The organism is Cupriavidus sp. JZ107 (genome assembly GCF_053903255.1).
Window position 1 is genome coordinate 1,828,121 of sequence record NZ_CP096480.1, and the last position, 20,799, is coordinate 1,848,919.

General features: G+C 68.7%; 21 protein-coding genes. 15 read left to right on the plus strand and 6 right to left on the minus strand.

Features of this window, described 5'->3' with window-relative positions; all coding sequences use genetic code 11:
• Positions 1-15: 15 nt before the first annotated feature.
• The 10 genes from M1D55_RS07805 (at position 16) to M1D55_RS07850 (ending at position 12,565) form a co-directional block, all read left to right on the plus strand.
• A complete protein-coding gene (locus M1D55_RS07805; protein ID WP_456281326.1) occupies positions 16-2,814 on the plus strand; it encodes a molybdopterin-dependent oxidoreductase in 2,799 nt (932 codons plus the stop codon).
• Positions 2,815-3,088: 274 nt separating this feature from the next.
• The gene (locus tag M1D55_RS07810; protein ID WP_232204506.1) at positions 3,089-3,925 is read left to right on the plus strand and encodes an IclR family transcriptional regulator; all 837 of its coding nucleotides are present in this window, start codon (positions 3,089-3,091) and stop codon (positions 3,923-3,925) included.
• A 105-nt stretch (positions 3,926-4,030) separates the two neighbouring features.
• Positions 4,031-5,083 (plus strand): cyclase family protein, encoded by a 1,053-nt coding sequence (locus M1D55_RS07815; RefSeq protein WP_456280584.1) that lies wholly within the window; start codon positions 4,031-4,033, stop codon positions 5,081-5,083.
• A 108-nt stretch (positions 5,084-5,191) separates the two neighbouring features.
• Positions 5,192-6,400, plus strand: a complete 1,209-nt coding sequence (locus tag M1D55_RS07820; RefSeq protein WP_064576395.1) for an ABC transporter substrate-binding protein — start codon at positions 5,192-5,194, stop codon at positions 6,398-6,400.
• A 12-nt stretch (positions 6,401-6,412) separates the two neighbouring features.
• A complete protein-coding gene (locus tag M1D55_RS07825; protein WP_456280585.1) occupies positions 6,413-7,567 on the plus strand; it encodes a thiolase family protein in 1,155 nt (384 codons plus the stop codon).
• Entirely contained in the window at positions 7,567-7,962 is a 396-nt protein-coding gene (locus tag M1D55_RS07830) for a Zn-ribbon domain-containing OB-fold protein (protein ID WP_006576288.1), read from the plus strand. The genes M1D55_RS07825 and M1D55_RS07830 overlap by 1 nt, the downstream gene beginning before the upstream one ends.
• A gap of 244 nt (positions 7,963-8,206) precedes the next feature.
• Positions 8,207-9,157, plus strand: coding sequence for a tripartite tricarboxylate transporter substrate binding protein (locus M1D55_RS07835; RefSeq protein WP_456281327.1), 951 nt, complete (start codon positions 8,207-8,209; stop codon positions 9,155-9,157).
• A 91-nt stretch (positions 9,158-9,248) separates the two neighbouring features.
• On the plus strand, positions 9,249-11,345 hold the full coding sequence (locus M1D55_RS07840) for an acetate--CoA ligase family protein (protein WP_456280586.1): 2,097 nt from the start codon (positions 9,249-9,251) through the stop codon (positions 11,343-11,345).
• Positions 11,346-11,558: 213 nt separating this feature from the next.
• A complete protein-coding gene (locus M1D55_RS07845; RefSeq protein WP_006576674.1) occupies positions 11,559-12,029 on the plus strand; it encodes a MarR family winged helix-turn-helix transcriptional regulator in 471 nt (156 codons plus the stop codon).
• 110 nt (positions 12,030-12,139) lie between these two features.
• Positions 12,140-12,565, plus strand: a complete 426-nt coding sequence (locus M1D55_RS07850; RefSeq protein ID WP_006576673.1) for an organic hydroperoxide resistance protein — start codon at positions 12,140-12,142, stop codon at positions 12,563-12,565.
• 54 nt (positions 12,566-12,619) lie between these two features.
• Here the strand turns inward: M1D55_RS07850 and M1D55_RS07855 are convergent, their stop codons facing one another.
• Positions 12,620-12,883, minus strand: a complete 264-nt coding sequence (locus M1D55_RS07855; protein ID WP_456280587.1) for a hypothetical protein — start codon at positions 12,881-12,883, stop codon at positions 12,620-12,622.
• 162 nt (positions 12,884-13,045) lie between these two features.
• On the opposite strand from M1D55_RS07855, the gene M1D55_RS07860 reads away from it, so the two are divergent.
• Together M1D55_RS07860 and M1D55_RS07865 are read left to right on the plus strand one after the other, a co-directional pair.
• Complete coding sequence (locus M1D55_RS07860; protein WP_456280588.1) at positions 13,046-13,357, plus strand: AraC family ligand binding domain-containing protein; 312 nt, start codon at positions 13,046-13,048, stop codon at positions 13,355-13,357.
• Complete coding sequence (locus M1D55_RS07865) at positions 13,312-13,803, plus strand: helix-turn-helix transcriptional regulator (RefSeq protein ID WP_456280589.1); 492 nt, start codon at positions 13,312-13,314, stop codon at positions 13,801-13,803. The genes M1D55_RS07860 and M1D55_RS07865 overlap by 46 nt, the downstream gene beginning before the upstream one ends.
• Here M1D55_RS07865 and M1D55_RS07870 read toward each other — a convergent pair.
• Both M1D55_RS07870 and M1D55_RS07875 read right to left on the minus strand, forming a co-directional pair.
• Positions 13,786-14,766 (minus strand): DMT family transporter, encoded by a 981-nt coding sequence (locus M1D55_RS07870; RefSeq protein WP_456280590.1) that lies wholly within the window; start codon positions 14,764-14,766, stop codon positions 13,786-13,788. The two genes, M1D55_RS07865 and M1D55_RS07870, sit on opposite strands and share 18 nt — an antisense overlap.
• A 102-nt stretch (positions 14,767-14,868) precedes the next feature.
• Complete coding sequence (locus tag M1D55_RS07875) at positions 14,869-15,696, minus strand: AraC family transcriptional regulator (RefSeq protein WP_456280591.1); 828 nt, start codon at positions 15,694-15,696, stop codon at positions 14,869-14,871.
• Between the two features lie 121 nt (positions 15,697-15,817).
• On the opposite strand from M1D55_RS07875, the gene M1D55_RS07880 reads away from it, so the two are divergent.
• Positions 15,818-16,714, plus strand: a complete 897-nt coding sequence (locus M1D55_RS07880; protein WP_456280592.1) for a LysR family transcriptional regulator — start codon at positions 15,818-15,820, stop codon at positions 16,712-16,714.
• A 21-nt stretch (positions 16,715-16,735) separates the two neighbouring features.
• On the opposite strand, the gene M1D55_RS07885 is transcribed toward M1D55_RS07880, so the two are convergent.
• Both M1D55_RS07885 and M1D55_RS07890 read right to left on the minus strand, forming a co-directional pair.
• Positions 16,736-17,470, minus strand: coding sequence for an aldolase (locus M1D55_RS07885; RefSeq protein WP_232204490.1), 735 nt, complete (start codon positions 17,468-17,470; stop codon positions 16,736-16,738).
• 62 nt (positions 17,471-17,532) lie between these two features.
• Positions 17,533-18,534 (minus strand): tripartite tricarboxylate transporter substrate-binding protein, encoded by a 1,002-nt coding sequence (locus tag M1D55_RS07890; RefSeq protein ID WP_456280593.1) that lies wholly within the window; start codon positions 18,532-18,534, stop codon positions 17,533-17,535.
• A 148-nt stretch (positions 18,535-18,682) separates the two neighbouring features.
• On the opposite strand from M1D55_RS07890, the gene M1D55_RS07895 reads away from it, so the two are divergent.
• A complete protein-coding gene (locus M1D55_RS07895; protein WP_006576665.1) occupies positions 18,683-19,069 on the plus strand; it encodes a VOC family protein in 387 nt (128 codons plus the stop codon).
• A 28-nt stretch (positions 19,070-19,097) separates the two neighbouring features.
• Here the strand turns inward: M1D55_RS07895 and M1D55_RS07900 are convergent, their stop codons facing one another.
• Positions 19,098-20,006: a LysR family transcriptional regulator gene (locus M1D55_RS07900; protein WP_023263290.1), complete on the minus strand. Its 909-nt coding sequence runs from the start codon at positions 20,004-20,006 to the stop codon at positions 19,098-19,100.
• A 167-nt stretch (positions 20,007-20,173) separates the two neighbouring features.
• On the opposite strand from M1D55_RS07900, the gene M1D55_RS07905 reads away from it, so the two are divergent.
• Entirely contained in the window at positions 20,174-20,791 is a 618-nt protein-coding gene (locus M1D55_RS07905) for a nitroreductase family protein (RefSeq protein ID WP_006576663.1), read from the plus strand.
• Positions 20,792-20,799: the final 8 nt, after the last annotated feature.

Consider the following 20,799-nt stretch of genomic DNA (forward strand, 5'->3'; position numbering starts at 1 on the left):
AGCAAGGGGCAAGGTGTGAAACTCTCCGATATTCCAGTCGCTATCGCCGAAGACGCCGCGGCGCGGTCCAAGCCGGTGGCGAGCGTGCAGACGACCTGCCCCTACTGCGGCGTCGGCTGCGGCGTTCGCGCGCAGCGGCACGCCGACGGCACCGTCGAGGTCTCCGGCGATCCATCGCATCCCGCCAACGCGGGACGGCTGTGCGTCAAGGGCTCGGCGCTGGCCGAAACCGTCGACCTGAACGACCGCCTGCTGCATCCGCAATTGCGTGAGGCCGACGGCGCGTTGCGGCGGGCGTCGTGGGACGAGGCGCTGGACCGCGCGGCTTCGGGCCTGCGCGACATCATCGCCCGCCACGGTCCGGAGTCGGTCGCCCTCTATGTTTCCGGGCAACTGCTGACCGAGGACTACTACGTCGCCAACAAGCTGATGAAGGGCTTCATCGGCACGGCCAACATCGATACCAACTCGCGGCTGTGCATGTCGTCGGCGGTGGCCGGCCACAAGCGCGCCTTCGGCGAGGACGTCGTGCCGGGCTGCTACGAAGACCTGGAGCTCGCCGATCTGGTGGTGCTGGTCGGCTCGAACACGGCGTGGTGCCATCCGATCCTGTTCCAGCGGCTGGCCAGGGCCAAGGCGGAACGCCCGCGGATGAAGCTGGTGGTGATCGATCCGCGCCGCACCGCCACCTGCGATCTGGCCGACCTGCACCTGCCGGTACGGCCGGGCACCGATGTCTGGCTGTTCAACGGCCTGTTGCAGTATCTGCACCGCGAAGGCGTGGCCGATGCGCAGTTCGTGCAGGCGCATACCGATGGCGACGACGCGCTCGCGGCCGCACTGCAGGCCGCCGCGGGCGAGGCCGATCTGGCGGCCGTCGCCCGTGCCTGCAAGATCGATCCGGCCGACCTGCTGACCTTCTACCAATGGTTTGCCGGCACGCCGCGCGTCGTGACCGCGTACTCTCAGGGCGTCAACCAATCGTCCGCGGGCACCGACAAGGTCAACAGCATCATCAACTGCCACCTGCTGACCGGCCGCATCGGCCAACCCGGCATGGGCCCGTTCTCGCTGACCGGCCAGCCGAACGCGATGGGCGGGCGCGAGGTCGGCGGCCTGGCCAACATGCTGGCCGCGCATCTGGAGCTGGCCGAGCCGCGCCATCGCGAGCTGGTGCAGACCTTCTGGGCTGCTCCGGCCATCGCCGACCGCCCGGGGCTGAAGGCGGTCGAACTATTCGAGGCGATCGAGCAGGGCCGCATCAAGGCGGTGTGGGTCATGGCCACCAATCCGGTGGTCAGCCTGCCCGACGCCGACCAGGCTCGCCGCGCGCTGCAGCGTTGCGAACTGGTGATCGCGTCGGACATCGTGACCCGCACCGATACCAACGACAGCGCGCACATCCTGCTGCCGGCGCTGGGCTGGGGCGAGAAGGACGGCACGGTGACCAACTCCGAGCGCCGCATCTCGCGCCAGCGCGCCTTCCTGCCCGCACCGGGCGAGGCCCGGGCCGACTGGTGGATCGTCTGCCAGGTGGCGCGCCGCATGGGCTTTGCCGGCTTCGACTACGGTTCGCCGCGCGAGATCTTCGACGAGCATGCGCGGCTGTCGGCGTATCGGAACCAGGGCGGCAACCACAGCGACGTCGGCAGCGACGATGTGGTCCCGCGCGCCTTCGACATCGGCGGCCTCGCCGGCCTCGACGCACAAGGCTACGACGCGCTGCAACCGGTGCAATGGCCGGTGCTCGGGGACGGTGGCGGCACCGCGCGCCTGTTCGGCGAAGGTGGCTTCTCGCACCCGGATCGGCGCGCCCGCTTCGTCGCCACCGCGCCGCGCAAGCCGGTCCACGCGACCGACGAGGACTACCCGCTGATCCTGAACACCGGCCGCGTGCGCGACCAGTGGCACACGATGACCCGCACCGGCATGTCGGCGCGGCTGGCCGAACACCTGCCCGAGCCCTTCGTCGACATGCATCCGCAGGACGCGCTGCTGTGCGGCGTCGGCGAAGGCCGGCTCGCGCGGGTGTCGACCCGCTGGGGCGCGATGGTGGTGCGCGTGCGCCATGGCGGCGGCATCCCGCGCGGCAGCGTCTTTGTGCCGATCCACTGGAACGGACAGTTCAGCTCCGATGCGCGCGTCGGCGCGCTGGTCAATCCGGTGGTCGATCCAGTGTCCGGCGAGCCCGAGTTCAAGCACACGCCGGTGCGCGTCGATCCGTTTCCGGTCTCGTGGCACGGCTTCGCGCTGACGCGCGAGCGGCTCGACTGCGGTGCGCTGACCTGGTGGACCCGCGTGACGGGCCAACGGTTCGAGCGCTACGAATTCGCAGGCCGAGAATCAGTCGGCGATCGTGCGGCCTGGGCGCGCCAGTTGCTCGGCGCGGCTGATCCAGAGGCCGACTGGCTCGAGTGCGAGGACCGTTCCGCCGGCATCTACCACGCCGCCCTGGTCGTCGACGACAAGGTGCAGGCCTGCGTCTATGTCTCGACGCGGTCCGACCTGCTGCCGGCTCGGGCCTGGCTCGGCAGCCTGTTCGCCAAGAGCCTGCTCGATGACGAGGACCGCATCGGCCTGCTGATCGGCCAGGCGGCCCAACCCGGCGTCGATGCCGGCCCGACGGTCTGCTCCTGCTTCGGCGTGGGCCGCAATACCATCTGCGACGCGATCCGCCAGCACGGCCTGCGCAGCGCGGCCGAGATCACCGCCTGCGTCAAGGCCGGCGGCAATTGCGGTTCGTGCGTGCCCGAACTGAACGCGCTGCTGGCCGCGGCGAAGGTCGATCGGGATGAGCCGGTGTTTGCGGGATAGGTGTTGCCGTCGAGCCCGCGGCCCGCTGTTGCGCCTGATGATTCCAGCCAGCTTTCTTCGGATACGGAATTCCAGACATTTCTCCGCCGCTGCCGGCGAATGTCCGGTAAAGCGAACACGGCCGACACATCGCCCGGACGTCGTTGCGAGTCCGCCAATCGAGTTTCACGCCGCGAAACTTTGATGCGTCGCAAAATGACGCAGCCCTGTAGTCGCCCTATAACGGCATCTGCGGTTTCATTCCGCGAAATGACCAGAACAGGGAGACGGCCGGATGACGACGCAGGGATCGTCGCTGCGCAAGGCTTGCCAGCTGCTACGGGCGCTGTCGGATCCGCGTAATACGCGGCTGACCGACCTGGCGCAGGCGTCGGGCGTCGACAAGGCGTCGGCGCTGCGTCTGCTCGACACGCTGGCCGCCGAGGGCCTGGTGTCGCGCGACCCGGCCACCAAGGCCTTCAGTCCCGGGCCGGAATGGCTGGTGCTGCGCGCTGCCGCGCTGCGGCGCCTCGACATGCGGCCCCTGGCCCGTCCGGCGCTGATCCGCCTCGCCTGCGCGTTCGAGGACACCGCAATCCTGTCGGTGCCGAGCGGCTGGGAATCGGTCTGCACCGAGCTGCGCTTCGGCAATTTCCCGATCCGCGCCAACTATCTCGATATCGGCAGCCGCCGCCCGCTCGGCGTCGGCGCCGGTAGCCTGGCCTTGCTGGCCGCCCTTCCCGACGACGAAATCGATGCGGTACTGCGCTGCGTAGCGCCGGCGCTCAAGCGCTATCCGCGGCTGAGCACGGGGGCGCTGTTGCGCCATGTCGAGGCGACGCGCGAGCGTGGCTATGCGGTGCTGCTCGATGTGGTCGTCGAGCGCATGGGCGGCATCGCGATCGCCTTGCCCGGGCCCGACGGTTATCCGCTCGGGGCGTTGAGCATCGCCGCGCTGAACGAGCGCATCACCGAACGGGAGGCCGCGATGGCCAAGGCGCTGCGGCGTGAGGCTGACGGCATCGTCGCCCATCTGGGCGCCATCGAGGCGTCGCAGCCCGACCGCTGGCCGCACCGTGGCGCCGCCGCGCGCACGGCGGCTGCCGCGCTGTCGCCAGCCGATACGCCGTAATCGAGTCCGCCCCGCAATGCCGGCGGGCTGCCGCCGCAAACGCCGGCCACGCAAAGGACATCCCGAACAACAACAAGGAGGACCACCGACATGGAGACATCAGGCATGCGCTGGAAACAACGTCCCGACGGTTCGACCTGGGGCGACTTCGGCCCGGACGATCAGATCGGGCGGCTCAATCTGATCGGCGCCGAGCAGGTACGCAAGGCCGCGCAGGAGGTCCAGGCCGGCCTGAGCTTCTGCCTGTCGCTGCCGCTGGACTATCCCGGCGGCAACAAGCTCAATCCGCGCCGCCATCCGCCGGTGCTGCGGCCCACCTTCCGCGACGACCTGCCCTACGTCAACTTCCCGCTGGCCAAGGTCGACCCAGCGGCCACCGACGTGATCAGCGACGACCAGGTGCTGCTGTCGCTGCAATATTCGACGCAATGGGATTCGCTGGCGCACGTCGGCGCGCTGTTCGATGCCGACGGCGACGGCCGCGCCGAGCGGGTCTATTACAACGGCTATCGCGCCAACGAACATATCGTCGGGCCGGTCGACTACGCCGACGACGATCATTTCGCCGCGCACGGCTGCAATCACGAACACAGCGAGGCGCGCGCTCTCGGCATCGAAAATTTCGCCGTCAAGGGCATGCAGGGCCGCGGCGTGCTGGTCGATCTGGCGCACTGCTACGGCACCGACCTCCGCGATATCGGCTACGACGAGCTGATGCGCGCGATGGAAGCGGACCGGGTCGAGGTCGAGCGCGGCGACATGCTGCTGCTGCGCACCGGTTTTGCCGAGGTGGTGTTGTCGATGCAGCGCGAACCCGACGAGAACGTGCTGCACCACAGCTGCAGCGCGCTGAACGGGCGCGACGACAAGCTGCTGCAGTGGATCACCGATGCCGGCATTGCCGCGCTGATCGCCGACAACTACGCGGTGGAGCGCTATCCGGCGCAACCGCCAAGCGGTCCGGGTCCGCATCCGCTGCTGCCACTGCATCAACACTGCCTGTTCAAGCTTGGCTTGCCGCTAGGCGAGCTCTGGTATCTGCGCGAGCTGGCGCAATGGCTGCGCGAGCATGGCCGCACCCGCTTCATGCTGACGGCGCCGCCGCTGCGCCTGCCCGGGGCGGTCGGTTCGCCCACCACACCGATCGCCACCGTCTGAGCGGCGACACTGGGCGGCGACACCAACGATCCGGAGGAGACCCACGACATGAAGCCATTTCCCGCACGCCGGCGCATTGCCGGCCTCGTTTCCCGCACGCTGGCCGCGATGCTCGGCAGCGGCGCCCTGGCGCTCGGCGGCGCCGCCTATGCCCAGGCCCAGCCGAAAGCGGCCCTCTCCGACGATCTGGTCAAGGTCGGCCTGATCCTCGACATGAGCGGCCTCTACGCCGATGTGACGGGCCGCGGCAGCGCCACCGCGGCGCAGATGGCGATCGACGATTTCGGCGGCAAGGTGCTGGGCCGCAAGATCGAGCTGGTGGTCGCAGACCATCAGAACAAGGCCGACATCGCCGCCAACAAGGCACGCGAATGGTTCGACACGGACCGCGTCGACGCGATCCTCGATGTCGCGGCGTCCGCGCCCGCGCTCGCCGTGCTGGAAGTCGCCAAGCAGAAGAACCGCATCGTGGTGTTCTCGGGCCCCGGCACCGAGCGGCTGACCAACGATCTGTGCACGCCGATCTCGGTGCACTACGCCTATGACACCTATGCGCTCGCCAATACCACCGCGCGCGCGATGGTCCAGCGCGGCGGCAAGAGCTGGTATTTCCTGACCGCCGACTACGCCTTCGGCCACACGCTGCAGGACTCGGCCACCACCGTGGTCAACGAAACCGGCGGCAAGGTGCTCGGCGCCGCGCGCCATCCGATCGGCGCCAGCGACTTCGCCTCCTATCTGCTGCAGGCGCAGGCCAGCAAGGCGCAGGTCGTGGGCCTTGCCAACGCGGGCGGGGACTCCGTCAACGCGATCAAGGCCGCGCACGAGTTCGGCCTGACGCGCGACAACAAGCAGAAGCTGGCCGGCCTGCTGCTCTATATCAACGACATCCACGCGATCGGGCTGAAGACCGCGGCGGGCCTGGTGCTGACCGAGGCGTTCTATTGGGACATGAACGACGCCACCCGCAAATGGTCGCGCCGCTATTTCGACAAGCTCAAGAAGATGCCGAACATGAGCCAGGCCGGCGTCTATTCGTCGGTGATGCACTATCTGAAGGCGGTGCAGGCCGCCGGCACCGACGAGACCGCCGCGGTGATGAAGCAGATGAAGGCGATGCCGATCCAGGACTTCTTCACGTCCAACGGCCGTATCCGGGAAGACGGACGCATGGTGCACGACATGTACCTGTTCGAGGTGAAGACGCAGGCCGAATCGAAGTATCCGTGGGACTACTACAAGGTCCTCGCCACGGTGCCCGGCGACCAGGCGTTCATCCCGCCGTCGAAGTCGAAGTGCCCGCTGCTGAAGCGCTGACATGGGCCGGACATGAGCGAATCGACGCAACGCGCCGCCTGGTTGCGCGGCGCCGGCAATACCCGCTTCGGCAGGCTGCCCGGCGGCACGCCGCTGACGCTGATGGCGCAGGCCGCCGACGCCGCGCTGGCGGAAGCCGAGCTGTCGCGCGCCGACATCGACGGCGTGCTGTGCGGTTACGCGACCACGTTGCCGCATCTGATGCTGGCCGACCGCTTCTGCGAATATGCGTCTCTGCAACCCGCCTATGCGCACGGCATGGCCGCCGGCGGGGCCACCGGCGGAGCGATGGCGATGCTGGCGCGCGAGCTGGTGAGCGCCGGCCGCTGCCGCCATGTGCTGGTCGTGGCCGGCGAGAACCGCCTGAGCGGGCAGAGCCGCGACCAGTCGGTGCAGACGCTGGCCCAGGTCGGCGAGCCGCAGGTCGAGGTGCCAAACGGCGCCTCGGTGCCGGCGTACTACGCGCTGCTGGCGTCGCGCTATCTGATGGAGACCGGCCTGCCGCGCGACGCCCTGGCGGACTTCGCCGTGCTGATGCGCAAGCATGCGGCCGCGCATCCCGATGCGCATCTGCGCGAACCGTTGAGCGCGGCCGCCGCCTGCGCCGCCAAGCCGGTGGCGACGCCGCTGCTGCTGTCGGACTGCTGTCCGATCTCTGACGGCGCGGTGGCGCTGGTGGTGTCGGCGGAACCGGGGTCCGGCCAGCCGGTACGGATCACCGGCGCGGGGCAGGCGCACCGCCATCAGCATCTGTGCGCGATCGACAGCGTGATGACGACCGGCGCCGGCGACGCGGCCACGCGTGCGCTCGCCGAGGCCGGCATCGGTGTCGACCGGCTCGACTATCTGGCGATCTACGACTCGTTCACCATCACGCTGCTGATGCTGCTCGAAGAGATCGGCGTGGCGCCGCGCGGCGGCGCGCATGCGCGGCTGCTGGCCGGCGACTTCGATATCGATGGCGCGCTGCCGCTCAATACCCATGGCGGCCTGCTGGCGTTCGGCCACTCAGGCGTCGCGGGCGGGCTGATGCATCTGGCCGAGGCGACCCGGCAGCTCGCGGGGCGTGCCGGGGACCGCCAGATCCGTCCGCGTCGCCGCGCGCTGTTCCATGCCGATGGCGGCGTGCTGTCTTCCCATGTCAGCCTGGTGCTGGAGGCCCTGTGATGCCGAGCTCAGCCAATTCCGCCGATGACGTCCTGCCCCAGGGGCGTCATCCCTATACCGCGGGTCTGGAAGCCGGCCGCGTTCGCTATCAGTCCTGCGGCGACTGTGGCACGGCCCAATCGCTGGAGCGCCATGCCTGCCAGCGCTGCGGCAGCGTCCGGCTCGCGTGGCGCGATGCCGCCGGCGCAGCGACCGTCTATGCGGTGACAGAGGTCGCGCGCGCGCCGGACGACAGCTTCCGCGCGCTGGTCCCCTACACGCTGGTGCTGGCCACGCTCGATGAAGGGCCCCGCGTGATGGGCCATGCGGAGGCCGGCGTGGCAATCGGCGACCGTGTACGCGCGGGCTTTTTCCGGCATGGCGAGCGCACGCTGTTGCGATTCCAGCGGGAATAGCGGCTTGGAATAGCGGCTTGGAATAGCGGTCCGGAATAGCGGTCCGGAATAGCGGTCCGGAATAGCGGTCGGAATGGCGGTCGGAATGGCGGGCAGTGATTCGCCGGCGGGATTCCCCGCACAGCACAACAACCACATGGAGACACCTATGCAGCCGAATCAGCAGCATCGGCGGGCCGCGCTCGCCCCTTCGTTTTCCCTATCCATGCGGCATAGGCGGCATGCGTTGCGCGCCCTGCTGTCGATGCTCGCGCTTGGCACCCTGTGCGCCGTGTTGCCGCGGCCTGGCCATGCGGAAACCTGGCCCGCAAAACCGATCCGGATGGTGGTGCCCTATCCGCCGGGCGGGCCCACCGACATCGTCGCGCGCGTGGTGGGGCAGAAGCTTGGCGAGCGGCTCGGGCAACCGGTGGTCGTCGAGAACCGGCCAGGCGCCGGCGGCAACATCGGCGCCGAGGCCGTCGCCAAGGCCGCGCCCGACGGCTACACCGTGCTGGTCGCCACCACCGCGCACGCGATCAACATGACGCTGTTCCGCAAGCCGGGCTACGACACGCGCCGCGACTTCGCGCCGGTCAGCCTGCTGACGCGCGGACCGCTGGTGCTGGTGACCGCGCCGTCGACGCCGGCGCGCAATGTCGCCGAATTGATCGCGCTGGCCAAGGCCAAGCCCGGTCAGGTCACCTTTGCCAGTTCCGGCAATGGCCAATCGACCCATCTGTCGGCCGAGCTGTTCAACGCGATGGCCGGCGTGCGCATGACCCACGTGCCGTACAAGGGCAGCGCGCCAGCGCTGACCGATGTGATCGGCGGTCAGGCCACGGTGATGTTCGACACGATGCTGTCGGCAATGCCGTTCGTGCGCGACGGCAAGCTCAAGGCGCTGGCCGTGACGAGCAGCAAGCGCTCGCCCGCGGCGCCCGATGTGCCGACGATTGCCGAGTCCGGCCTGGCCGGCTACGAGGCCACCGCATGGAACGCGCTGCTGGCGCCGGCCGGCACGCCGGCTCCGGTGATCGACACACTGAGCAAGACGCTGCGTACCGTACTCGACGATGCCGAGGTCCGCTCGCGTTTCGCCACGCAGGGCTTCGGCGCGGAATGGACGTCGCCCGACGCCACGGGCCGTTTCCTCGGCGCCGAGATCGACAAATGGGCCGGCGTGGTCAAGACGTCCGGGGCGACGATCGACTGACCTTCCATTGATTGGCTCATCGCTCCGCCTTATCCATCGCTCCGCCTTATCCATCGCTCGGCCTTACCCATTGGACTGACAGGAAAACGACATGGCAGCTTCCCTCCCCCGCGGCCTGCAGGCCCTGCTGACGCCGCGATCGATCGCGGTGATCGGCGCCTCGGACCATATCCACAAGATCGGCGGCCGGCCGATCCACTACATGCAGCAGCACGGCTACCGCGGCACGCTGTATCCGATCAACCCGCAGCGCGACAAGATCCAGGGCCTGCGCAGCTACGCGTCGCTCGACGCGCTGCCGGAAGCGCCGGAACTTGCCATCGTCGTGGTCGCGGGCGACGCGGCGGTGCAGGCGGTCGCCGATTGCGCGCGGCTGGGCGTGGCGGCGGCCATCGTGATCGCTTCGGGCTTCGGCGAAGCGGGCGAGGAAGGCCGGCGCCAGCAGCAGAAGATGGTCGATATCGCGCGCGCGGGAGACCTGCGCATGGTGGGCCCCAACAGCCAGGGCCTGGCCAACTTCGGCAGCGGCGCGATCGCCAGCTTCTCGACGATGTTCATCGAAGTACCGCCGCAGGATGGCCCGGTCGCGGTGATCAGCCAGAGCGGCGGCATGGGCGCGATGGTCTACGGCCTGCTGCGCCACCAGGGCATCGGCGTGCGGCACATGCATGCCACCGGCAACCAGGCCGACGTCACCGTCAGCGACCTGGCGCTCGCCGTCGCGCACGATGATGACGTGCGGCTGATGCTGCTGTATCTGGAGACGCTGACCGATCCGGCCACGCTGGCGCAGGCCGCCGCCGTGGCGCGGGCGCGCGGCGTGCCGATCGTCGCGATCAAGGCCGGGCGCACCAGCGCGGGCCAACGCGCCGCGGCCTCGCACACCGGCGCGCTGGCCAACGAGGATCGCGCCGTCGATGCGTTTCTCGCGCATCACGGCATCTGGCGCGTCGACGACGCCCATGCACTGGCGCGCTGCGCGCCGCTGTATCTGCGCGATTGGCGCCCGCAAGGCCGTGGCCTGGTGGTGGTCAGCAATTCCGGCGCCAGTTGCGTGATGGCGGCCGATGCCGCCGAATCCTGCGGACTGTCGATGGCCCCGCTGGCCGCGCAGACCCAGTCCGCGCTGGCCGAGCGCCTGCCCGGCTTCGCCGCCACCGCCAATCCGGTCGACGTGACCGCCGCGCTGCTGACCAATAGCGCGCTGTTCGGCGATGTGTTGCCGGTGATCGCCGGCGACGCGGCGGCAGACATGGTGCTGCTCGATATCCCGGTGGCCGGCATGGGCTACGACATCGAACGCTTCGCCGCCGATGCCGCGGCCTTTGCCGATACCAGCGGCAAGCCGATCGTGGTAGCGGCCTGGCAGCAGGGCGTGGCGGCCCCGTTCCGGCAGCGCGGCGTACCGGTCTATGCCAATGCCGGCGAGGCGCTGCCGGCGCTGAGCCAGTGGCGCAGGCACCGGTTGCGGCTGGCGGAGCTGGCCGCGCGTCCGCCGGCACCGCCGGCGGCGGCCGCGCTCGATGTCTCGTCGCCGTCGGCTACGCTGAGCGAAGCGGCCAGCCTTGCGAGGCTGGCGCAGGCCGGCGTTCCCGTCGTCGCACATCGCCTGTGCCGCAGCGCCGACGATGCGGTGGCGGCATGGCGGGCGCTCGGCGGGCCGGTCGCGGTCAAGGCCTGCGCCGCCGCGGTGCCGCACAAGAGCGAACACGGGCTGGTGGCACTCGGCTGCAATGACGCCGCTTCGATCGTCGCGGCATTCGATCGCCAGATGGCCACGCTGGCCGGCATGGGTGTCGAGGCCGAGGGTGTCATCGTCGCGAAGATGGTGCGCGGCCAGCGCGAATGCATGATCGGCGCGCACTGGGATCCGGTATTCGGCGCCGTGCTGGTGGTCGGCGACGGCGGCAAGTATGTCGAGGTGCTGCGCGACACCGCGGTACTGCTGGCCACCTGCGAGGAAGACGACGTCGCCCGCGCGCTGCAGGCCCTGCGCATCGCGCCGCTGCTGGCCGGCGTACGAGGCGAAGCGGCCGTGGACATGCCCGCGCTGTGCCGCACCGCGGTGGCGGTCGGCAGGATGGTCCACGCCGCCGCCGGGGCGATCCGCTCGGTCGACCTGAATCCGGTGATGGCGAGTCCGGATGGCGTCGTGGTGGTCGATGCGCTGATGGAAGTGGCGGGCTGACGGGAGAGAATCGAGACGAGCGAGGTGCGCTGGCCGAACTCGCATTCCACCGAGTCATTCCCGCGAAGGCGGGAATCCAGCGTCTTTCGAAGCAGCTGGGTCCCCGCCTGCGCGGGGACAACGAGGACGTTGGCATGCGCGCTTGGAACAATGTTTCGGTACCAGCAAATAAATTTCTTGCTATTCAATCGCGCACGATCTATATTCCGTTCCATGAACGCCGCAGCCAACTCCCGAATCGACCCTGCCACCGCGCTGTTGCTGGACCGGCAGTTCTGCTTCTCGGTCTATTCGGCCTCGCTGGCGCTGAACAAGCTGTACCGCAAGCTGTTGCGGCCGCTGGGCCTGACCTACCCGCAATACCTGGTGATGATGGTGCTGTGGGAGCGGGACGGCTTGACGGTATCGGAAATCGGCGCGCAGCTGAATCTGGACTCGGCCACGCTGACGCCGCTGCTCAAGCGCCTCGAGACCCAGCAGCTGGTGTCGCGGGCACGGGCGGCAGCGGACGAACGGCAGGTCATCGTGAGCCTGACCAAGGCCGGCCGCGCGCTGAAGACGCAGGCCGGCAAGGTGCCGGAGTCGGTGTTGTGCGCGTCGGCGTGCAGCGTCGAGGAACTGACCGGCCTGAAGCGCAAGCTCGATAGCGTGACGGCGAAGATCGCCCAAAGCGCGGCGGACTGAGCCGCAAGGGGCAACGACGCCGTCCTGTTTTGACGAATTTATATCGCGCGCTATGTAATAGCGCACTATGTTGCAGTAACAACCCGGCCATCAACCTGAAGGAGCCAACCATGTCGATCGAAAAAGTCCTGTACCGTGCCCAAGCCCAAGCCACCGGTGGCCGTGACGGCCGTGCCGTCTCGTCCGATGGCGCGCTCGAGGTCAAGCTGAGCACGCCGCGCGAACTGGGCGGCGCCGGCGGTCCGGGCACCAACCCCGAGCAACTGTTCGCCGCCGGCTACTCGGCCTGTTTCCTGGGCGCCCTGAAGTTCGTCGCCGGCCGCGAGAAGATCGCGCTGCCCGCCGAGACCACGATCACCGGCAACGTCGGCATCGGCCAGATCCCCACCGGCTTCGGCATCGAGGTCGAACTGCAGATCGCGATTCCCGGCGTCGCGCGCGACACCGCGCAAGCGCTGGTGGACAAGGCCCATGTGGTCTGCCCGTACTCGAACGCGACGCGCGGCAACATCGACGTGCGGCTGACGCTGGTCTGATCTTCAGCGGCAACCGCATCCCGCACCCGGCGGGCATGAGGCCGCGGCGGGCGCTCACGCGCCGTCGCGGCCTTGTGCGATCAGCTCGCGCAGTCGCGGATCGCGGGCCTCGAACACATCGAACAGACCCAGCGCGGTCAGCGCCGGAAGCAGCGCGATCAGGTCTTCCCTCGCCGCGGCACGGCTGTCGTCGGACTGCGACGGATTGGACAGCACCCGCCAGTTCGCCAGGAACGCGCCGACACTGCCTTTGCGTACGGTGATGCCGTTGGCCTGCACGGTATCGATATGGTCCGGCAGCATGGTTTCCGGCTTCATGCGCGGCCTCCGCGGTTGCGGACAAGCGATCGGGATGGCGCGGTAGATGACATCGAATGGCTCCATGGTGTTGGCGATGCAGCCAGTCTAGAGCCGACCCATCTTGCCCGCTAACGCTAGAATGCCAGGCGATATTCCAATCGGGCCACCATTCGATCGATCGTGTCGCTGAAGCAAATCCGCCGGCTGTCGCATGCCGGCATCCGCGAGCGCCGCCGGCATCGGCATGAACAAGGACAGCTGTTCACGATCCAGTCCGGCGTGGTCGCCATCGAGACCGAGGGCGGCCGCTGGGTCATGCCGACCCGCTGCATCGCGTGGATCCCACCGGGAATGATGCATGGCGCGAGCGTGCAGGGGGGCATGGCCGGCACCGGCCTGTATTTCGACGGCGCGTGGAGCCGTGCCGCGATGCCGGACACGGTCAGGTGGCAAGGCTGTCGCCGCTGCTGGACGCGCTGCTCGCGGCGCTGACCGGCGATGAGGCGCCCACCGGCACGGCCCTCGAGCACTACCTCGCGGTGTTCGCCGATGCGTTCGCGCGCGAGCCGGCGCAGACGCTGTTCCTGCCGATGCCGCGCGAGCCTCGCCTCGCGCGGATGGCGGCGCGGATGGTAGCCGCGCCGGACGACAACACCGATCTCGATGGCTGGGCCGCACGCATCGGCATGAGCCGCCGCACGCTGACGCGGCGCTTCCAGGCCGAAACGGGATGGACGATCGTCCAGTGGCGGCAGCAGATGCGGCTGCTGGCGGCGATGGAGCGCCTGGCGGCGGGCCACAGCGTCACCACGATTGCGATCGATCTGGGCTATGCCAGCGTCAGCAGCTTTATCGCGATGTTCCGCCGCTACCTCGGCACGACGCCGCGGGCGTATATGCCCGCGGACGGCGCCGCGCGCTCACGGCCGCTGCGCTAGCCCGCACTTGCGGTCGCAGCGGCGGTCGCAATCGCGGTCGAACCCGCGTTCCCGGCGCGCCACCGTGCGCGGCCTGCCGGGATTGCGCTTGCCGACCAGCACCAGGCTCAGCACGGCCACCACCACACAAGCGATGCCGATCAGTTGGCTGACGCCGACCGGCTCGCCCAGCAGCAGGAACGCCATCGCGACGGCCGATATCGGCGCCAGCGCCGTGAACAGTGAGGCCTCGGTGCCGCTGGTGCGGGCCGAGCCCGCGTACCACAGCACGAAGCCCGCCACGGTCGGCACCAGCGCGTAATACAGCACCGCGGTCAGCGCGCCGCTCGGCAACCCATGCCGCCATGGCGCCTCGAACAGCGCGGGCACGATCGATGCCGCGAGACCGATTGCCGTCATCACGGTCGACAGGGCCAGCGGCTGCAGCGGTTGGCGCAGCCGCTTGTTCAGCAGAATGAACAGGCTCTCGCAGAACACCGCGCCCATCACCAACGCGTTGCCGAGCCACGTGCCCCGACCGCTGTCGCCGCCTCCGCCCGGCGCCGCCACCGCGACCACGCCGGCGGTCGCCAACCCAATGGCCAGCAGCAAGGCGACACCGGGCCGCTCCTTCAGCACGACGATCGACACCAGCGCCGATACCACCGGCAGCGTGCCGATGATCACGCCGGCGTCCGCGGCCGATGTCATCCGCAGGCCGGAGATCAGCAAGGTGGTATAGCCGACGCTGCCGGCGACGGCCTGCAGGACCAGCAGCAGCCGGTCGCCACGGCCGATGGGCGGCAGGCGCGTGCCGGTCAGCTTCATCAGCAGCAGGAAACCGGGCAACGCGATGGCGAAGCGCAACGCCGTCGCCGTAAACGGCGGCAGCCCGGCGGCGATGACCTTGCTGGCAATGACAGTACTGCCGACCAGGATCATGGCCAGCGCCAGATAGAAATAACCTTCGGTTTTGTCGGACATGGCCGCCTCCGCATCGTTGGATGCCTAAGGCTAGGCGGCGGCATGGCAGGCGTCTTGAACGAAATTGCAGCGGCGCGGGAGCCGGTCTTCAGACGATGCCCATCAGCGCGACGATCGGCCGGTGGCGATGGCGGCATAGGCGCTGGGCGACAGCCCGTACTTGCGCACGAAGATGCGCGTCATATGGCTCTGATCGGCAAACCCGCTGCCGATCGCCGCGTCGGCCAGCGGCTCGCCCTGCGCGATCAGGCGGCGGGCGAGATCGATCCGCCGCTGTACCAGATAGGCATGCGGCGTCAGCCCGGTGGCACGGGTAAAGGCGCGCAGCACCTGGAAGCGGCTCAGGCCGCTGGCGTTGGCGAGATCGTCCAGCGACACGGGCACCGAAGGGTCGTCGTCGATCCGCGCCAGCGCATGGCCAATCGCCGCCGGGGCGCCGTCGCCGACCCGCGAGCCGTGCCGGCAATCCATCGTCCGCGCCAGCAGCATCAGCAGCAGGCTGTCGCGGCGCAAGGCCGCATCGGCTGCATTGCCGCCGGTCATCGCATCGAACAATTGCAGGAAGACGGCGGCCGACGCGCGATCGCTGAGCACCGGCTGCAGGAATTCCCCGAGCCGCGCGGCCCCTTCGCTCACATCGTGACAGACCGGCGCGACGACCTCGGGATCGAAATACAGGATGCGCCACGAGCGCCCGGCCTCGTCCAGCGGCATGCCGTCGTGCACCTCGCCGGGATTGACGGTGATGATGTCCCCCGCCACCGCCTGAACCTCGCCGCGCCCGCTGGCCGAACGCTGCGCGCCGCGCTCGACCACGCCGATGCCGAACTGTTCGTGCGTATGGCGGGCGAAGCGGTGCCGCGAGCTGGCCTGGACGGCGAGCACGCCGGGCAACGCACAAGGGAGGAGCTGGAATTGGCCGGCAGGCATGGATCGATGGAGCGTTGGCGCAACCATAGCACGCACCCCGATGGACAGCGCCGGTTGAATCGATTCCAATGCAGACGCCGCGGAGCACGTGCTCCGGCAGATACTCTCAGCGCCCCGCTCGATGCAAGACAAAGATCGCCTGCTTCGCACCTTTCTCGCCGTTGCGCGCGCCGGATCGCTGCGCGCCGCCTCTGCTTCGCTGGGCATCACGCAGGCCGCCGTCAGCAAGCAGGTAGCCGCGCTGGAATCCTTCCTCGGGGCACCGTTGTTCGACCGGCATGGGCGCGGCATGCGGCCGACGCCGCTGGGAGAACGCCTGGTCGGCGAGATCGATCAGGGCTTCGGCATGGTGGACAGCGCGCTGGACGTCGCGCGGCAGACCTCGGCCGGCGGCTATGGGCGCGTGACGATCGCCACCGTCAATACGCTGGCGGCCTATCTGGTTCCGCAGGTGGTCGCATCGCTGCGCGCATCGCATCCGCGCATCACGCTCGGCGTGTTCAACGCCAGCTCGCCCGATGTGGTCGAGCGGGTCGAGCGCGGCCATGCCGATATCGGGCTGGTCTACGACCTCGCCGTCGATACCGACACCGTGACGCTGCGGCGGCTGTGCATCGAACAGATCGCCGCCTATAGCCGCGAGCCGGGTGCACCGAACCCGGCAACGCTAAGCGTCAGCGCGCTGGCGCAACGGCCGCTGATCGTGCCGCCGCGGCCGTACGCGCTGCGGCGCGTGATCGAACGCGAATTGCCGGGGCCGCTGTCGATCGCGGTGGAGAGCAATTCGGTCAGCGTCTCGCTCGACCTGGCGATGCAGGGCGTCGGCACCACGATCCTGCCGCGCGATCTGCCCGACATCGCCATCAAGGCGCGCGGGCTGCACCGGCTTGCCATCGAAGGGGCCAATCTGCATCGCCATGTGGTGCTGATCCACCGCAGCGGCGCGACGCCGACCCAGGCGGTCAGCCGCGCGATCCGCGCGATCGAGTCGGCGGCGGCGCGTATCGCGACGCGATAGCGGCCGCCGATCAACGGCGGATCAGCGACGCAACGCGGCCTTCGCCTGGCGCGCCCAGTAGGCAAACGTCGCGTTGACGATCGCAGGCTGCAACAGGAAGTCGTGCGCCTCGCGGGCGGCGGCCGGATCGACCGGCTGCAACGACCCGGCGGCCAGCGCATCCAGGCACATGCGCGCGTTGCGCTCGGCGAACACGTTCAGGTAGACCGCCTCCTGCAGCGTCGCCCCGGTGCAAACCGCGCCGTGATTGACCAGGAAGGCCGTGCGCCGGCCGGCCAGCGCGGCCGAGATCAATCCTCCCTCGTCGTCTCCGGTCGGCACGCCAGGCCAGTGCGCCAGGAAGCCGCAATCGTCGTGGAACATCGCCGCATCCATGTGCGCGACCGGCATCGGGATGCCCAGCATCGACAGCGCCGACAGCGCGGGCGGGTGGGTATGGACGATCGCCTTGACCTGCGGATGGTGCCGGTAGATCCAGCTGTGGAAGCGCACGCCGGGATTGGCCCTGCCCTTGCCCTGCAGCGTGTTCAGTTCCGCGTCAACCAGCAGCGCATTGGCCGGGCTGGCCTCTTCCATCCCTGTGCCGAGCGCGAGCGTGACCATACCGCCGGATTGGGCGTCACGCATCGTGATCTGACCGGCCAAGCCCGCGGCATGGCCTTGGGCGGCAAGGATCAGACAGGCATCGACGAAGGTATCGAGATCGGCGCCGGCGTTGGCGCCGGGGACGGCATCGAGCAACAGGGTTTTGGTCATGGGAGGGAGCAGTCGACGATTGACGATTGACGATTGACGAGGGGCGCGGGGGTGGCGACGGCTCAGTTCTCGAGCCGGATATGGCGTTCGCGAATCAGCGTGCGGCGCGCCTCGAGGTCGTGCCGGACCAGCGTCGCGAACGCCGCGCTGCCGGTGGCGAAGGGCTCGAAGCCGCTGCCTCGCACGCGTGCCAGCAAATCGCGGTCCGCCAGCACGGTCTGCAGCGCCTGGGTAATACGCTCGACCACCGGGGCCGGCAACCCGGCCGGGCCCACGACCCCGACCCATGGGGCAAATTCGAATCCCTTCAGGCCTGCCTCCTCGAACGTCGGCACGGCGGGCAGCAAGGGACTGCGCTGTCGCGTCGACACCGCGATCGGCTTGACGCGCCCGGTCTTCGCATACTGGCTGCCCAGATTGGTGTCGATAAAGGTCAGATGCACGTGGCCGGCCACCACATCGGCCAGCGCGGGTGCGCCGCCGCGGTAGGGCAGGTGCGCAACGACGGCGCCCGACTGTTGCTTGTAGGCCTCGAAGGCCAGATGCGGCGGGCTGCCGACGCCCGCCGACGCATAGCTCAATGCCGACGGATTTGCCTTGCTGTAGCGCGTCAAATCGTCCGGCGTCGCGACGTTCAGGGACGGGTGCGCCACCATCACCAGCGGGATACGCGCAACGGTGCCGAGGTAACTAAAATCCTTGACGACGTCATAGGCGATCTTCTTTTGCAGCACCGGATTGACGGTCAGCGCGCCTTCGTCCAGCAGCGCCAGCGTGTAGCCATCCGCCGGCGCGCGCGCCACCGCCTCCGCCGCGATCATTGCGCCGGCACCGGGCCGGTTCTCCACCACCACGGGCTGCCGCAGCGTGGCGCCGAGGCGTTCGGCCAGCATGCGGGCGATGGTATCGACGGCGCCTCCGGCGGCCTGGCCCAGCAGCAAGCGGATCGGCCGTTCCGGGTAGCCGGCGCTCGATGCGGATGCGGATTGCGCGAGCGCCAGCGGCGTGGCGACGGTCAGCGCCAGGCAGGCACAAAGCCGGCGCAAGGAAGGAAAACGGATCATGGGGCGCAGCCTTTTCTGGTGGGATCGGACAGGACGAAGCCAGTCTAGGACGGCTTGCCCTCCCCACGCGGCATGGCTGCCTTGAACGCAGGTTAAGGGTCGCAGGCGCGATGCGCAGCCATCGTGCCGCGCCAGAACGGAGACCACGATGACGATCGAACTGGATCACCTGATGGTGCCCGCGCGCGACAAGATCGCGGCGGCGAAGCAAGTGGCGGAGCTGCTGGGCGTGCCGTGGTCGGAAACCGGCATTGGGCCGTTCTGCCCGGTCTACCTGAACGACGGCCTGACGCTCGATTTCGATCAATGGGACGAGCCGTTTCCGCGCATTCACTATTGCTTCCGGGTCAGCGAAGACGAATTCGACCGCATCCTGCAGCGCATTCAGGCGGCCGGCATTGCCTACCGCAGCAGGGTCCGTGGCCCCGTCGATCATGCGGTCGACACCTGGCAAGGCGGGCGCATCGTCTACTGGAACGAGCCCGACGGGCACCAATGGGAAATGCTGACCGTCAGCTACGCGCGCCAGCCTTGAGGCAGCCTGGAGGGCAGTCCTCCACCATTCAGCCGAGCGTCTCGATCAAGAAGTCGACGAAGGCGCGCACCTTCGAATTGAGATACCGCCGGGATGGATAGACGGCATAGACATGCGTCTCGACGGCGGTCCATTCGTTCAATACGGTGACCAACCGCCCGGCTTCGATATCCTCGCGGACATAGATCAGCGGAATCAGGCTGATGCCGAATCCCGCCCGCAGCGCCTCGCGCACCGCGAGGCTCGATGTGACCTTGTAGCGGCCATCGATCGGCACGTCGACCTGGACGCCGCCCTCGACGTCTCCCCGCCCTCCCGCCTTGCGAAAGCTCCATAGCCTCGCGTGGCCGGACAGGCTGAACTGCACGCATTCGTGCTGGCGCAGGGCCTCGGGAGAATCGGGCACGCCATGGCGCGCGAAATAGGCCGGCGCGCCGCACAGCACGTGCGTCATCGACATCAGCTTGCGCGCGACCAGGCTCGAGTCCTCCAGCTTGTCCGTGCCTCGTATCGCGACGTCGAAGCCCTCCTTGACCAGATCGACGCGGCGATCGTCCAGCCGCAAGTCAAGCGACAGCTGCGGATAGCGACAGAGGAACTGCGGAATCGCATCGGCCAATTGCGTCAACGTCAGCGACATCGGCGCGCTGACACGCAACGTGCCGGTCGGCTCGCTCTGCATCGGACCGAGCGCGCGGTCGGCCTCGTCGAGGTCGTCGAGGATCTGTGCAATCTGCGTGTAGTACTGCTGGCCCGCCTCGGTCAGGCTCAGCCGCCGCGTGGTGCGGTTGAGCAGCCGCGTCGACAGGTGCGCTTCCAGCTCGCCGATATTCTTGCTGACCGCGGCGGGGGACAGGCAAAGCCGCCGCGCCGCCGCGGCAAAGCTGTTGCGCTCGACGACTTCCCGAAATACGCGCAGCGCCGTCAAATGGTCCACGGTCGATTCGCCCCGATTATTCACCGCTAGTAAATATTGTGGTGAGCATATCGCATATTTCAACGCGCGAGGACCGCGATTAATCTTGGACCGTGAATAAACGTCACCCCAATGACTGCCCAAATCGCCGTCCGACATTCAACGAACTTTTCGAAACCAGAACGACCATGAACCATCCCGTCATCGATGCCATCGAGCAACGTATCTCCGCCAATTTCTTCGATGCCTCCCGTCCGCTATCCGACGCGCAGATCGAAGCGCTGACCGCGCTGGCAACGCGTGCACCCACCGCCTACAACCTGCAGAACTGGCGCTTTATCGCGGTCCGAACGGCCGCGGCCAAGGCACGTCTGCGCGCGGTCGCGTGGAACCAGCCCAAGGTCACCGATGCGGCGGTCGTCTTTATCGTCTGCGGCGTGCTGGCCGATCCAGACACGCTGGCGCAGCGCTTGCAGCCAATGGTCGAAGCTGGCCTGATGCCGGCCGGCATGGTGCAGGGCTGGGTCGATGCGGCGCGCGGCCAATATCTGGAGCAGCCGCAGAGCCGGCGTGACGAAGCGATCCGCACCGCCTCGCTGGGCGCCGCGACGTTGATGCTGGCCGCGCAGGGCATGGGCCTGGCGACCGGCCCGATGACCGGCTTCGATCCGCAGGGCGTGGCCCGTGAGTTCGCGCTGGCCCCGGACGAGGTGCCAGCCATTCTGGTGGCGGTCGGCCACGCGGCGCCGGGCAACTGGCCGCAAAAGCCGCGCCGGCCGCTGGCCGAAGTGCTGGATTTCGCCTGAGGCACTTA